The 15503-nt window shown below is 40.1% G+C and carries 11 protein-coding genes and 1 tRNA gene; 5 read left to right on the top strand and 7 right to left on the bottom strand.

Translation table 11 applies throughout. The annotated features are described in order from the left end of the window. Positions 1–183 precede the first annotated feature (183 nt). Positions 184–1467 carry a hypothetical protein gene (locus CE557_RS00205; protein ID WP_114909641.1) on the top strand — a complete coding sequence of 428 codons (1284 nt, stop codon included), beginning with the start codon at positions 184–186 and terminating at the stop codon, positions 1465–1467. A gap of 7 nt (positions 1468–1474) precedes the next feature. After that, on the top strand, positions 1475–2593 hold the full coding sequence (locus tag CE557_RS00200; RefSeq protein ID WP_114909640.1) for a Ulp1 family isopeptidase: 1119 nt from the start codon (positions 1475–1477) through the stop codon (positions 2591–2593). 48 nt (positions 2594–2641) lie between these two features. On the opposite strand, the gene groL is transcribed toward CE557_RS00200, so the two are convergent. Next, positions 2642–4279, bottom strand: a complete 1638-nt coding sequence (groL, locus tag CE557_RS00195) for a chaperonin GroEL (RefSeq protein WP_114909639.1) — start codon at positions 4277–4279, stop codon at positions 2642–2644. Between the two features lie 48 nt (positions 4280–4327). Next, entirely contained in the window at positions 4328–4606 is a 279-nt protein-coding gene (locus tag CE557_RS00190) for a co-chaperone GroES (RefSeq protein WP_114909638.1), read from the bottom strand. 369 nt (positions 4607–4975) lie between these two features. Between CE557_RS00190 and CE557_RS00185 the strand changes: the two genes are divergently transcribed. Further along, complete coding sequence (locus tag CE557_RS00185; protein WP_114909637.1) at positions 4976–7372, top strand: alpha-ketoacid dehydrogenase subunit alpha/beta; 2397 nt, start codon at positions 4976–4978, stop codon at positions 7370–7372. 188 nt (positions 7373–7560) lie between these two features. Beyond that, complete coding sequence (locus CE557_RS00180; RefSeq protein ID WP_162789887.1) at positions 7561–7770, top strand: hypothetical protein; 210 nt, start codon at positions 7561–7563, stop codon at positions 7768–7770. 688 nt (positions 7771–8458) lie between these two features. Here CE557_RS00180 and CE557_RS00175 read toward each other — a convergent pair. From CE557_RS00175 to CE557_RS00160, 4 genes are all read right to left on the bottom strand, one after another. Further along, positions 8459–9796, bottom strand: coding sequence for a trigger factor (locus tag CE557_RS00175; protein ID WP_162789886.1), 1338 nt, complete (start codon positions 9794–9796; stop codon positions 8459–8461). A gap of 52 nt (positions 9797–9848) precedes the next feature. Then, positions 9849–9930: transfer RNA gene (locus CE557_RS00170), tRNA-Leu, on the bottom strand. A 105-nt stretch (positions 9931–10035) separates the two neighbouring features. Further along, positions 10036–11040, bottom strand: a complete 1005-nt coding sequence (locus tag CE557_RS00165; protein ID WP_114909634.1) for an NAD(P)H-dependent glycerol-3-phosphate dehydrogenase — start codon at positions 11038–11040, stop codon at positions 10036–10038. After that, on the bottom strand, positions 11018–12640 hold the full coding sequence (locus CE557_RS00160; protein WP_114909633.1) for a 1-acyl-sn-glycerol-3-phosphate acyltransferase: 1623 nt from the start codon (positions 12638–12640) through the stop codon (positions 11018–11020). The genes CE557_RS00165 and CE557_RS00160 overlap by 23 nt, the downstream gene beginning before the upstream one ends. A 102-nt stretch (positions 12641–12742) precedes the next feature. Between CE557_RS00160 and ybeY the strand changes: the two genes are divergently transcribed. Further along, positions 12743–13177, top strand: a complete 435-nt coding sequence (gene ybeY / locus CE557_RS00155; protein WP_114909632.1) for an rRNA maturation RNase YbeY — start codon at positions 12743–12745, stop codon at positions 13175–13177. A gap of 220 nt (positions 13178–13397) precedes the next feature. Here the strand turns inward: ybeY and CE557_RS00150 are convergent, their stop codons facing one another. Continuing rightward, on the bottom strand, positions 13398–15455 hold the full coding sequence (locus CE557_RS00150) for an HD domain-containing protein (RefSeq protein ID WP_114909631.1): 2058 nt from the start codon (positions 15453–15455) through the stop codon (positions 13398–13400). Positions 15456–15503 lie beyond the last annotated feature (48 nt).

The following is a 15503-nucleotide window of genomic DNA, read 5'->3' as shown; positions in this document are numbered from 1 at the left end:
TTATATAAAATGGCAATGCTGATAGGTTGCTATGATCAAAAATTATTATAAACTACGTGATAGATAGCTAAAAAATTATAAACGCCCCTTTTGTTGCCCTGTTGACAAAACAAATTATTTTATTTATATTAAAATTCAATAGTAAAAGCCAGTTTATAAGCACTATAAAATATAGATAGGTTGATGTTCTTTAATAGATCGCTTGCGCAGCCCATTTGGGGGGTGCAATTTTTAGTAGCAACGCGGTCGGGTACCGCAGGATGCTTAAATCTATTGAAAGGGCAGAGGCAAACTGCAGCATGGCCATTTACAATCGAGTTTCGCAAACGCCCTAATAAGCTTATCACATGGTATGGCCGTTTTTTGATACTACTGCTTTTGGCAAATGCTAGCTCGTGTAAAAACAATACGGCTAAAAATCAGGTAAAATATATACTTAAAAATCAAGCACAAAACACTTATCGTACCACTCATTCAACAGAAATAGATCCACTAGATCAAGCAGACCAGGCCACAACTTCCACAGCCAACCAAATGACAGACCCTCATCCGGATGAAAGCTTGAAAGCAGATGCGGAACCAACGCATCCAGTAGATGTGCCACCTAGTTTTAGCTTAAAAGATATCTCTATAAAAGCAGGTACGCAGCAATCTACCATGCTAGAGGTAACTGGCCAGACAGAAGGATATGTTATTAAGTCTATTTCAGTCAAAGCAGCCAAACCCAAAAAAAATGCAACCAAACAAAATAGAGACTACTACACAAAGGAATTTCAAGTAAAACAACTTGAAGGCACGTCCATACCATCTTCTGGTTTGTGCATTACCGTAACGGCTGATCCAGCACTACAAGCTAGACGTTACCTACTCAATATTAGAATAGGCAAAAAAGGCAAAGGTAGCCGAAAAACAGAACAATCGGTACAATGCATTATTGATGTTATCAAAGATGAAGCCAAAGACGACAAGAAAAATGTATCCAATAATGAAATACCGCAAAACGATTATGCAACCGACAACGAACACGATTGCCTAAACCAAGACGAAACAGATACTTTAAAGGAGCATTTGACGCAAAGCTATACTATACCGGCTGAACCAAGGTTTACCTTAAAAGACATGACCATACAAGCAGGAAGTACGCATCCTATTATGCTAAAAGCAACAGGGATAACAGACAAATATTTCATTAAATCTATTTCAGTCACATTGAATAATCACTCTTATACAAGCGAATTCGGTATAGCCCTAGCTAACAAAAAGCCAATACAGCTTTCTGACTGGAAAGCTATTTTAACCACTAATCCAACTTTAAAACCTGGGAATTATGCATTAAAAATTAACATAGGCCAAATAGGAAAGGGTAGCAAAAAACAGAACAATGGCTACAATCTACCCTTCATTTTATTGATGATGAAAAAGCACAAACCAAATAGACTTTTGATCGGTAAGGTTTTTAACGAATAATTGTCTCATGATTACCCATCACTGTATAAAGTTCCATTTTCTCTTTGCGCGGATCTTTGTTGTCTCTACCATGCTCCATGCTGCATCATGTACAAATTCAAATAAAAACAATAAACTATTAAGTAGATCAGGCAGACCTCATGAAAATAATAGATACAAAGCTTGCAAGGATAGTACACCACCCACAAGCAAAGCAGCTATACAACCAACGCTTCAATATACTGAATCATGTACAAATGCAGCTAAAAACAATAAAAAATATCGCGCAGGTAATGCAACAACAACGCATAAAAATAATGCGTATAAAGATTTAACGGGTAAACCAACACGAAAAGTAGCTATACAGTCCATACCGCTGCTCGAAAATAGGGAAAACCAAACAGGAAATAGTTGTATACTAGACGAATCATCGCTGTCTCTACAAAATATGACCTTAAGCAAGGAAATGCTTGACCAAGTGGAGCAAGCTTTTAGCGCCCCACCTGGAACACTGTTGACCCATGTAGAAGGTATAGAGATTAGACAAGAAGATCTGATCCGTTTAAAAGCGTCCCGTTGGCTTAATGATCATATCATCAACGCATATATGGGTATGATTCATAAACGCTCAGAAGATCAGGAGAATGTCGTACTGCCAAAAGTTTATGCATTCAATACTTATTTTTTCACAAAACTTTCCCAAAAAGACCAAAGTTATCAAACCATGAAGAATTGGATCAAAAAAATAGATCTATTTTCTTATGATATAGTGCTTGTGCCTATCCATCTAGGCAACCATTGGTGTTTAGTAGTGATTGATTTGCGTAAAAAGACTATTCGGTATTATGATTCGCTAGGAAACGCAAACGATGGTGGTCTCAAGAAACTCCTACAATTCTTTACGGATGCAGTGGCCAATAAGCAAGCAACAAAAAAGGATACAAAAGCATGGAGATGTAGTTACTTGAAGGAACCAGCACAAAGCAACGGAAGTGATTGCGGTGTCTTTATATGTCAATTTGCTGACTACGTGTCACGAGATCTTCCAATCAATTTTACGGAGCATGATATGCCCTACTTTCGTAAGCGTATGGCTATTGAAATCCTTAATGGAAAACTTATTACAATTGGTAAAACAATTAGGTGATTGACTGGTTGCCAACCACCTAATTGCAACAATAGGCTACTCAACATGTTACATCATACCACCCATTCCACCACCCATTTGAGGCATAGGAGCAGCTTTTTCATCCTCAGGATCATCTGCTACTACACAAGCTGTAGTGAGTAAAAGAGAAGCGATAGAAGCCGCATGCTCTAATGCAAGTCTAGTTACTTTAGTTGGATCAATGATGCCAGCTGCATAGAGATCTTCAAATGTATCTGTACGAGCATTATATCCAAACGATTCTTTACCTTCTTTGACACGTTGTACCACTACAGATGCCTCACCACCTGCATTTTCCACAATAGTCCTTAAAGGAGACTCTAATGCAAGCTTTAAAATATTGATACCAGTCCGCTCGTCTTCATTCTCTACCGCTATAGCATCTAATACCCCAGATGTAGCTACACGTAACAAGGCAACGCCCCCACCTGGAACAATACCCTCTTGTACCGCTGCTCTTGTAGCATGCAATGCATCCTCTACACGGTCTTTTTTCTCCTTCATTTCTACCTCTGTAGCTGCGCCAATATATAGAATCGCCACACCACCAGCTAACTTTGCCAATCGTTCTTGCAGTTTTTCTTTATCGTATTCAGAAGTAGCATGGGCTACTTGCGCCTTAATCTGAGCCACTCTAGCTTCGATATCCTTCTTCTGGCCCCCACCATGCACAATAACGGTATGGTCTTTATCGATATTAACTTTTTCTGCTGTACCTAAGCACTGTAAAGTAGCGGCTTCAAGCTTACAACCCTTTTCTTCAGAAATTACGGTACCCCCTGTAAGCACAGCAATATCCTCCAACATCGCTTTTCTTCTATCGCCAAATCCAGGTGCCTTTACAGCAGCCACACGCAATACACCTCGGATTTTATTTACAACCAGTGTAGCCAATGCTTCCCCATCTACATCTTCAGCAATCATCACCAACGGTCGTCCACTTTGAGAAACCGCCTCTAGAATAGGTAACAGATCTTTCATTACAGAAATCTTCTTATCACAAATGAGGATATAAGGATTGGAAAGCTCTACTTCCATTTTTTCTGTATTAGTGGCAAAATAAGGAGATAGATAGCCTCGATCAAACTCCATTCCCTCCACTACTTTAACTTCTGTTTCCGTACCCTTCGCCTCTTCTACGGTAATCACACCATCTTTACCCACTTTATCCATAGCATCTGCCATCATTTTACCGATTTTGCTATCGCTATTAGCGGAAATAGTGGCTACCTGTTCTATTTCTTTGGAGTTGTGAATCTTCTTAGAAATCTCTTGCAACTTTTTAACCACTGCTTCTACCCCTTTGTCTATGCCACGTTTGATACCCATAGGCTTGGCACCTGCTGCGACATTTTTAATGCCATGTGTAAAAATAGACTGTGCCAAGAGGGTAGCAGTAGTCGTACCATCTCCAGCACTATCTGCTGTTTTAGATGCTACTTCCTTGACGAGCTGTGCACCCATGTTTTCTACAGGGTCTTTAAGGCTAATTTCTTTTGCCACCGATACACCATCTTTAGTAACACTAGGAGCACCAAACTTTTTATCTACAATGACATTTCTACCTTTTGGACCTAACGTAATCTTCACAGCATTGGCCATGGTATCAATCCCTCTCTTCAATTTTTCTCTTGCTTCTGCATCAAAAATTATATTCTTTGCCATAGTACATTATTTTAAGGTTATAAGAACTGACTCACTATTGCCATGCTACTAAGCAATGGCATAAATATCAGATTCTTTCATAATAAGATAGAGCTTACCATCTATTTGTAACTCCGTACCACTATATTGCCCATAAAGCACCTTATCCCCTACTTTAACGGTCATAGGTTCATCCTTCTTTCCTGGGCCTACTGCAATAATTTCACCTTTTTGAGGTTTTTCTTTAGCACTATCAGGAATAATAATCCCGCCTACTGTTTTCTCTTCCGCTGCTGCAGGTTCTACTAGCACCCGATCAGCCAATGGTTTTATATGAACTTTGCTCATAACGTATATTTTATAATAATAGTTGATCGTATACATCTCAATTAAAACGTACACCATATAATCTGACTGCACGGACTTTAATCTGATCTGCATTACAGCATATTTCATGCCAAACAGCTTGATGCATGGAATCTATCAAGTATAGCTAGCCAAATACTGACAAATAGTCAGTGCTCATCTATCCTAGGTGAATGCTTTACCCTATGGAAGCCCTCTTATATAGGTTACAGCCCTATCTGGCTACCCAATAACACCTTGTGATGAGCGCGCAAAAAAGATCTAATCGTTATAGGTAATGAATTAAAAAGCATTTAAATTTACCCATGAAATAGAGCATTGATCATCTAGCGTAGCGATTGTAACAAGCATATGTTTAAACCCTTATCCATTACGCCTACTGAAGCATTGACTGACTACCGCATAGCCTGCGAAAGCAGAGCAGCAAGTCTATTGGCACGCAAAGAGGTTTTTGCAGGCAAGGCCAAATTTGGGATTTTTGGAGATGGTAAAGAGGTTGCGCAACTCGCTATGGCTAAATATTTCCAAGCTGGAGATTGGCGCGCTGGTTACTACAGAGACCAAACCTTTATGGTTGCCATTGGTGCGTTAACCTGGCAACAATACTTTGCCCAATTATATGCACACGCCTCTATAGAGGCAGACCCAGCTTCTGGGGGGAGAATGATGAACAGCCACTTTGCAACCAGATTTATAGACCCAGCGGGCAATTGGCTCAATCAACTAACCAGTAAAAATGTCTCAGCAGACCTATCCTGTACGGGTGCACAAATGCCCAGACTATTGGGACTAGCCTATGCTTCTAAACTCTATCGTGCTACTGCCTTTCAAGGCATGCAAAAAAATTTCTCTAATCAAGGGAATGAAGTTGCTTTTGGAACAATTGGCGACGCTAGTACCTCGGAGGGTATGTTTTTTGAAACCATTAATGCAGGAGGGGTTTTGCAAGTACCCATGTGTATTTCCATTTGGGATGATGGATATGGTATCTCTGTACCCCAATCGTATCATACCACCAAGGGAGATATTTCTGCCGTTCTAGCAGGCTTTAAACGGACCAAGCGACAACCTGGTTATGCCATATTTGTTACGAAGGGATGGGACTATTTAGACTTATGTAGCACCTATCAGCAAGCAGTCGCCATCTGTAGAACGGAACATGTTCCTGTACTGATTCACGTGAAAGAACTCACGCAGCCACAAGGTCATTCTACCTCCGGGTCTCACGAACGTTATAAGTCAGTAGAACGATTAAGATGGGAAAAGGCATATGATTGCCTACCCAAGATGGCAGCATGGATGGTAACAAGTGGCATAGCCACGCAAGACAAACTCAAACAAATTGCTTTAGCAGCAGATGAAAAAGTAAAATCAGCGCAACAAAAAGCCTGGCAGGCATTAATAGATGAAAACCATCAAGAAAGACAAGCGTTGTTGAATTTGTTAAATGATATCGTATGGCCCAAAGAGGCAGCAGGCCATAATGCGCTTCCAACCATTATGGATGCACTAGCTACCCTACCACACCCCCGTCACTTAGATACCACCCAAGCAGCCACGCAAGCCCTCTATACCTTACGGGAAGTACCTTATATGCATAAAAAGGGTATACTGGCTTGGTGGCATAAAAATAGAAGGGACAATGAAAAAAGATTTAGCAGCCATCTTTATAGCAGCTCTAGGTATGCTGCTTTAGGTATAAAAGGGCATCCACCTACTTATATAGAAAACCCTGAGCAAGTAGATGGGAGAGAAATCCTATGCAGTTGTTTCAAATCATTATTAGAACGTGATGGACGCGTATTCGCTATTGGACAAGATTTAGGCAAAATAGGTGATGTAAACCAAGGTTTTGCAGATCTGCAAGCGTTATATGGGCCATTACGTGTGACAGATACCAGCATTCGAGAATGCACCATGATTGGTCAAGGTATTGGTGCTGCTATGCGTGGACTAAGGCCCATCGTTGAAATACAGTATTTGGACTATCTGCCTTATGCCCTTCAAATTATAGAAGATGATTTAGCCACCCTACATTATAGAACCAAAGGAGGTCAAAAAGCACCTATGATCATTCGGACAAGAGGTCATCGCTTAGAAGGCATTTGGCACGCCGGTTCCTATATATCGAGCATTATGCATGCCATCAGGGGTATCTATCTACTTTTACCGCGTAATATGACCCAAGCAGCCGGTTTCTATAATACGATGATGCAATCCGATGATATTGCCTTAATCATTGAGTGTTTAAATGGTTACCGCTTAAAGGAGCCTATGCCTAGTAATGTGGCAACCATGACCATACCTATAGGTGTGCCCGAGCTACTACGTGTAGGCAACGATGTGACCATTGTAACCTATGGTGCAATGTGTCGTATTGTTTGTGCTGCAGCAGACAGGCTTTCTGCTTTAGGTATTGCATGTGAAGTCATTGATGTACAAACCTTATTACCTTTTGATGTGCATCATACTATTGTACAATCACTAGCTAAAACCAATCGCATTGTTTTTGCAGATGAAGATGTGCCAGGTGGTACGACCGCCTATATGATGCAACAAGTCTTGGAAACACAACATGGCTATGCCATGTTGGATGCGCCACCCATAACCATTAGTAGCCAACCCCATCGCCCCGCCTATGGAGATGATGGCAACTATTTTTCTAAACCTAATATAGAAGAAGTAATGGGTAAAATATATATGATGATGCATCAAGTGGACCCACTACGCTACCCAGCTATTGCTTAAAGGATGATGATAAACAGCCTGATATCCCAGCTTAGCACCCCTACTATTAGGATTTTTAAACAGTTTTAAATAAACTAAGCAGCTGTCTATTTATTTTGACCTGCATAGCTGTCAATGTAACTTTTTGTATGGTAGTTTTTTTAGGTCAAAGATTCATCTAGCCAAGGAATAATCCTATGCTTTATAGTATGGTCTGGCTATTCATACAGTTACTCTATACCTCTTGTAACAAGCTGCCTAACCTTAAGTCCAATGTACATCTAGATGGGCAAACAACCACCTCTTATATGGATAGAGATCCATACGGAAGCAGCATTTTCCCCTTATCCATTGCACCTTGGTGGGAACTATTAAAGGAAAAAGGATTATTCGATGCCAATGATGCATCACATCATTAATTTATAAGCTTAATCATGAGACATTTATATCCCATCCTATAGAAAATTGGCTGGGTATATTGCATCTATTTGATCTAAACCAACGCATTGAAGTTATCCTTCAATACGTTGAAAAGTTTATAAATTGGGCATTACCTCAGAGTGATGCTGCATGATTTATAGCTACACCTAGGTCTGCTTGGGATCCCTTAGCTTCTATTGACAGCTGTGTTGCTCGAACAAACCACTATACTTTGCAATCTAAACTTAGGGCATTCCATAAAAGAATAAAGAATTATTATCAGTTGTGTGATTCGTAAGAGTTGTTACAATAAAAATGTAGCATTAAGTTTCGACTGATATTAAGTTTAAATAATTTAATTATTTAATTCAGGTTTTGAAGTTTTTTATAAGGTCAATAAGCCTGTATATTTTCACAAACTGTTCTATGGTGGTTTCGTTTGCTTTAGGACTCGTATGGATTGAAGGGAAGCCTAAGTGAGGTGTGCAAAGAACCGTTAAAGAGATGCCCAAATGATTGCGCATTAAAGGCTATTAAAAAGGGTCTATTCACGCCATGGTTAGTAAGGCATTTTTTTACTTTTTGTTTGATAAAACAGTGGGATAAAGTTCATCATTAACCAGTAATATGAACAGATACGAATTATCCATTCAATGGAGCATGGATAAAAAGCACAAGATCCATAAACTATCTTCTTGCATCAAATGCTTCAGCCGTAACCGTTTCAGTTACTACAGTTATTTGTTCTTTTATAAAATTTATAGCCTTATCTCTACTCAACTGATTATGCAATTTGGAATAATATTTACTCCCTTCATTACCCTGTAGAAAAGAAAGAGCACCTGCATGAATAGCAGCATCACTGGTGTCGATTTGTAAACCATTGTTATGGGCATAATCAAGATATGCGCGTTTGGTCTCATCTACTACATCCGATGACGTAACAGCTAAGCCATTCTGACGCACTATACTGCCTAAGAGGATTTCCCATTTTAAGCTTTCTTCATGGGCATGATAGTAGTCTTCTACCTCTTTAAGCGTAGCCTCTGGATTATTGAAGAAAAGCCATCTTTTAAGATAATCCTCTGGCAGGTTAACTACGTTATGCTTACAAAACGCCTCTCGTAGCTGCGCATAGAAGGCATGACGCGCTTCTGTACGTTTGTCGAATAAGATAATTTTACCAATAGCCTCTCTAAACTCACTTTCAGAACCAGCAACTCCTTTGCCTAATACACGATCAAAAAGCTCAGGCTCAATAGGCGCTGGGGCAACACGAAGGATGCTACCAACCGTAAAAATAGCTGGCCAAGCAGACGGACATCTTTTAAAGGTAGCAAGCTGACCAAAACTTATACCTAAAAGGGCAGAAAAATGCCCCTCCAACATTTCCTCTGTGACCATCACCTTATCACCCACACGAAGCCCTATAAATGGTGCACGTAAATGCTCAGGAATATGCATGATAGCAATACGAATATCCAGACCAACTGCCTCGGTACTATCTATAAGTGTACCCTGTAATATAGCGTCTAGTGCACTCGCTTCAAGCTGAACAGATTGACCATGCACAAGTTGCAACCCTATTAAAAACTCATCCACCAACTTAGACTCAACACGATCTATTTCAAACTCAGTAACAAAAATATCAGGACCTAATACAATAGAACGCTCTTCCATTAACCCAACTTCATAAGAGAAGGTAAACGTATGTTGATTTTGAAGATCCATCGTTTTAGCAGGGGTCGTGCAAAGTGGCTCTATAAAAATGGGAATAGACGATTGGGTAATGTAATCCTTTAAAGCAGCTCCAGCCACTTTATCTAGCTCCTCAGCAAGAATAGAAAGACCATACATCTTTTTAATAAGATCTGCAGGAACAGCCCCCAATCTGAAACCTTTCAAACGAACATGCTGCGCATAATGCTTCAGCTGCTTATCTACAAATGACTTATAATCAGGTTCATATAACGTAATGACAATAACCCCATAATTAGGATTAATTTTATTAAACTGGATATCCAAGGTACAAGAGATTTAAAAGCTAAAAAACGAATGTTTTAACATATATATACAGTACGGATGAAGGGACTCGAACCCCCACACCTTGCGGTACTAGATCCTAAGTCTAGCGCGTCTACCTATTCCGCCACATCCGTAGGATAGCAAGAGAAAAATATTACCTCCCCTACAAAAATAGAAAAAACAAGTTTCTCAAGCAAATAACAAGGAAAAAGGTGTGCGCATACCTTACGCTTCTCTCTTCAGCCACCCAACCAATCATTAAACCCTTGCTGCACGGGCAGTTCCTCAAAAAGCATGCGATAAATGGCTGCTGTTATAGGTGCCTGTTTCCCATAAGACTGCATCAGTTGGTGCATGGCTTTAACCGTCTGCACCCCTTCGGCAACCTCATTGGTTGTACGTAAGATATCGGCTAATGTTTCACCTTTAGCCAACCGATAACCAATGGTATAATTTCTACTAGCCGTGCTGCCACAAGTGGCGATTAAATCTCCTAGACCTGCTGGCCCTAATAAGGCACTTTTGCTGATGCGCATTGTGGTCATGATGTAACGCATTTCTGAGATGGCCATGGTTATGAAAAAAGCATAGGTATTAGATGGATAACCCATGCCTCCTATGATACCAGCACCAATGGCAAAAATATTTTTTAACACACTACATACTTCCACACTGAGCAAATCAGGAGCCAGGTAGACATAAAACCAATCATTGGTTAAAAGTTGTGCACCTACCGTTAACACCTTTTGACTAGCACTGGCAATGACGGTAACAGCAGGATACTTTTGCGCCAACTCCGCGGACAAATTAGGACCAGCTAAACAACCAACCTGTTTTACCACCGTCTCTTCCAGCATTACGCCACTCATAGTAACCCCATGATGGTTAGGCAATCGACCATCTTGAGAAAAATCCAATCCTTTGGTGCCATGTATCAGGATATGGTCTGGTCTAAGCGCTGCAGCGATCTGTCGCATCAATCCACGAAATTTAGCAGCAGGTACTACTGGAAAAATAACAGAACAGGTGCGCAAGACCATTACCCAATCATTCGTAACGACCACATTAGCTGCGAGTAGCTGATCCGCAACACTGCGACTGCTTTGCGCAGCAAAAGCCTGTTCCGATTTATGCGTATATAAAAATACACGATGCGCATTAGGTGCCACTATATTGGCAATGGCAGTGCCAAACTTGCCAGCTCCTAAAACCGCTACCATTTTATTCAATTGCTTCGAAGCCATAGCCAGTTAGTCTATTATGGTAATAATATAATGTCAAAAGATCTTGAATCAGCAAATCGCCACCTTCCATTACCACTAATGGAGCCTGGGCATGATAGCTCCCTAATTTAGTCCATCCATCTTGGGCAATCGCATCCAACGAGCCATCCCGTACAATCGGGCTAAAATCTATTTTTTTCGCTATATAAAGCTGTTGTAACGCTTTATAGGTATGCGCAAACGCTACCATAAAATCAGCATGGGGAATGATGATATCCCTCAAACCCATTGAAAAACTCGCTCTTTTTTGTGCCAACTCATAGGCTACAAAGGCTACTAGATGGCTGCTTAATACGGGATTTATACGATGATAGGCTGCTACAATTTTATGACTAAGGGCTCGTACATAGTCATCTGAACGTTTCCTAGTAACTGTTTGTATAGGAAGATCAAGAAACTGTTGATATAAATCTATGACTTGACCTTGTGCATCATAACTACGGCCCTCCTTGTCTACCCTATTCCCCATAACATCTAAAGGGCTACCTATACTAATAAATATTTCTGAGCCTTTAAACAATATATTTTTGCTGAATAAAAGGTTCGTATAACAACAACCTTGCTGCGCCAGAACAGCCCCGGAACCTTCTACTTGAACTGATTCACGTATCAATTGATAGGCCTCTAAAACACAATGGTAGTTGAGTACTATGGGTACAATAAAAAGTTTCTTCGCACCAGGCCCGTGGTTGTGAAAGTTATTTGCCTGTGCATCAAACGGGGTACCCAAGAAGCCTAATTTCAAATCGGACTCTAAGGCACCTGAGCGGCTACGGGTCCCACCTGGATAAAATAGCATATGGCAGCCCCATTCCAGTATCAGGCAGGCATAATCTTTCTGTACTTGTAAGTAGGGTATCATCTTTTTACGACGATCTACCTTATAGGTGCCTAGCTTATTAAAAATATAACGAAACCCTTTATGATTAAACAAATTCAAGCCGGCACCCCAGGTCAAAGGAGGCAAGCCTAATTGTTTCATAGCCAATCCTACTACCACAGAATCCCAATTACTGGTATGTGTAGGAACTAGAACAAGCGTGCCGATTTGGGCCAATGCACGAAGCATATCTGTTTGACCCATCAAATGAAACTTTTCTTGTAACCTTTGGTAGCGAAAAGTCCAACGTTCTACTCCGGAGCCAAAACAAGCAGGCTTGAGTAGATTAATAAAGGTATGGTGGGTCATTGTAGCTATAAACCTATAGTGGCGCACACTAAAGTAACTACAAATCTCCTTTACGTAACGTTCTATAACCTGTTGTAATAACTTAGTGGCTGCCACTTTACTGGCAATAGAATCGGACATGGCCTCCCAAAAGCGTCGGTCATCTTTAGGATCACAGGCCCATGGATCTGATGCTATTCTTGCCAATTCCCTAGAAGTAGTCTGTTCCAATACCCGGTAAAGCGCTGCATCTGTAGAATGGCGTGCACACAAAGATTTAAAGCTTTTATCCACTACTTCCCGCAAAAAAGCTTTATGCTGTTTATGAAGTAGAGTAATGGGCCAATGACTGGATTGAGAGACAATAGGTATCAACAGATCTTGGGTAGACATATGGTATCTATATTTAACAGAATAAGCCGTAATTTACGGCCAAATAGGTGAGATGCAAAAGATTTACCGAACCGCTTGGTATGACAAGATAATAAGATCAAAATGAATATTTATTATTTCTCAGAAAAAATTAACTTTAGATTAAAACAAAAAAGAAAAATTTCTACTTGGCTACAAAAGGTTATCCAGCAAGAAGGATATACACTAGAACAGCTTAACTTTATTTTTTGTACGGATCACTATTTGCATGCTAAAAACTTAACCTATTTAGGTCATGATACGTTAACAGATGTGATTACCTTTCCATACGCCACGAAGCCCACAACCATCTGGGGGGATATCTATATAAGCATTGAACGGGTCCGTGAGAATGCAAAGATATATAACCGAAAAATGATAGAAGAACTCTATACAGTAATCGTACATGGTCTATTACACCTCTTGGCCTATAATGATCATAAACCAGAAGAACGATTGATTATGAGAGAAAAAGAATGTTTTTATCTAAACCAGTTAAAAGAAATTATAAACATTTAATGGTAGGCACGGAAACGTATCTGTCGTCGTACGTTCAAGTCACTCTTTTTCCATCTGTCAGATGATAACCTCAGCGACTTTTTGCCGATGGATTGATTTTTTGCTTATTTTTTTATAAGAAAGAAAGTAAAAATAAAATTGCCTTACCAAAACCAATGTCGTGAATAGAGAGACGAAAATAGGTATTTTTGGTCTTACTTTTCACTTGGTTACCGCCTCTTCATCCTTTTTCAAAGCACATCTGCAATGCCTCTTGGGCGGCCGTTTCCAAGAGCTCTACTATGTCGCCATCCAAATATTTCTTTGCCAAGCAAATATCTACTGTAAGCGTCTCTTTGGCCATATCGGACACCTGTAACTTATGGGCATAACCATAAGCATGTCGTAAGTCATACAGCCGCTCAGCCAATTTAATACAAAGCACAAAAAGCTGATCTCTGTTCACCACCTTATTCCGCTGATTATCGACATAGAGGCCAGATGGCTCTATGTCTCGACGGTCACCTATAGATACAATAGATTGTACAAAAGAAAAAATATCTAGGCTATAATTCGCCTTAATATATGAAAGCGGCAAGTCGGCATAGACTACTAAATCATACAACAAAGCAGCATAGATGGGTTCAGGTACATAAGCTACCCAATCTGTTACCAAACGTGCAATACCTACCGCACGAACATAGAACAATTCGCCCGACAGATGACGCTTAAAGGCATAGCAACGCCTGAGCAATAGAAATATTTCATCCAGCACACCTATATGGATATTACACATTTTGCATACATAATCATTAAATTTTCTTAATACTACCATGGAAGCATCTATTTCACTTCTGTTGATAAGCCTATTTGCAACCGTTATATTGGCGAGCATCTCATCGCGAACGGCGGTTACCTGGCAAGGCAAAACCAATAAGATAGCCTTTTGTTTAGAAGCAGGAAATTGGAGATAACCATAATGGGCCCGCACCATCCTTTCTATGGGCTGCTTTTGCACATTTACACTTTCTGAAATAACCTCATTAAGTGTGCCTATGAGTTCTCTTCCCTCTGTAATATCCTCATAATGCGTATGCACTGAAGGTAGTGTGGCCAATGGTACCTCCGCACTGCTCACTACTAAAGCTATGGCTGGAAAGGTAATGTCGGGGAAACGTTGTTTCTTAATAGGGGCATATTTATGATATTTTAACTGCGTGGTATGGAGTTGAATGCGTATAGATGCACCTTGACTTACGTGAGCAGTACGCAAAATAACAGCTACCAATAAATGGGTAACCTGGCGCACATCACATATGACCTTAGTAGTCAAATCAAGATTTTTTGGTGCTATGATCAGCTTTGGCGCAGCGTCGCTTGAGCCGCTTAAAGCCACTTCTACTTCCTGGAATAATGCACCTAGAACTATTTCAGTGGGTAGCAATGGTAAATGTATTTTAGATTGAGTATAATGTCTTAAAAAGATAGACCATGCAGAAAACTTATGCACAATAGTACCCAAATTCTCCTTATACAGGGGCTCATCTTCTAAAAACAAAGGGGATTCCATCACTTCTTCCACTACTTTCTGCAAAAAAGTCATATCCCTTTCTGAATAATCCTCCGTAGCATTAAGATGTAGATGACGCCTAATTTGCTTTAGCTTGAATGTATAATCTTGCGCTCGTTTCAACTTAGCTTTATGCTTTAAGTGACGATTGTGGGCTCGGTAATCAGCTATTTGGACTTTAACGTAAATAATCATGGTAAAAATCAATATGCTAAACCCAAGTAGAGCAATCATATCATCCGTCAATTCGATCACATGATCCACAGAATAAAAGACATATATAATGGCCCACAACATAACTGCTAAAATAGCCATCCCTAAAGGCCAGGGAAAGGCAGATAGGATTACAGAGCAATGCGCTAGAGATAATTTTAATAAAAATGGATAATCGGTTAGACGCCACCAATGCCAAAGTAAATTAATGGGTAGGCAAAATAGAGCACCTATTAGCCAAAATCGCGTCACTTCCCAAGCTGGCACTTCTTTCTTAGAAACAATGGCATAACCTATCAGCCAAACACCTGCAGCGAATTGGAGGGTATACCAATAGATCAAACCCTTACCTATATAGCTTAATACCGCAGTAGTGATGATCACATAACAACCGGTATAGCCAATTACAGCATTACTCGGCTTAAGCTTGATGAGCTTTTCACGTGCATAAGAAGCGCGCAATAAGAAAAAAGAGACGACTATAAGGGTAAGAAATAAAGCTTGGAATGATAACATAAACAATATAATATAAAAACTATAAAGCAAATCTGAAAATGCAGACCA

Origin of the sequence: Cardinium endosymbiont of Sogatella furcifera, from assembly GCF_003351905.1 — a bacterium.
Lineage (GTDB): Bacteria > Bacteroidota > Bacteroidia > Cytophagales > Amoebophilaceae > Cardinium.
Note: the sequence above shows the minus strand (reverse complement) of the source record. Positions and strands in the feature narration are given on the sequence as shown.

Coding starts and splice junctions, on each gene's coding strand:
- CE557_RS00205 (WP_114909641.1), top strand. CDS start 184: ATGTTCTTTAATAGATCGCTTGCGCAGCCCATTTGGGGGGTGCAATTT.
- groL (WP_114909639.1), bottom strand. CDS start 4,279: ATGGCAAAGAATATAATTTTTGATGCAGAAGCAAGAGAAAAATTGAAG.
- CE557_RS00200 (WP_114909640.1), top strand. CDS start 1,475: ATGATTACCCATCACTGTATAAAGTTCCATTTTCTCTTTGCGCGGATC.
- CE557_RS00165 (WP_114909634.1), bottom strand. CDS start 11,040: ATGGCTTCGAAGCAATTGAATAAAATGGTAGCGGTTTTAGGAGCTGGC.
- CE557_RS00185 (WP_114909637.1), top strand. CDS start 4,976: ATGTTTAAACCCTTATCCATTACGCCTACTGAAGCATTGACTGACTAC.
- CE557_RS00190 (WP_114909638.1), bottom strand. CDS start 4,606: ATGAGCAAAGTTCATATAAAACCATTGGCTGATCGGGTGCTAGTAGAA.
- ybeY (WP_114909632.1), top strand. CDS start 12,743: ATGAATATTTATTATTTCTCAGAAAAAATTAACTTTAGATTAAAACAA.
- CE557_RS00160 (WP_114909633.1), bottom strand. CDS start 12,640: ATGTCTACCCAAGATCTGTTGATACCTATTGTCTCTCAATCCAGTCAT.
- CE557_RS00150 (WP_114909631.1), bottom strand. CDS start 15,455: ATGTTATCATTCCAAGCTTTATTTCTTACCCTTATAGTCGTCTCTTTT.
- CE557_RS00180 (WP_162789887.1), top strand. CDS start 7,561: ATGGTCTGGCTATTCATACAGTTACTCTATACCTCTTGTAACAAGCTG.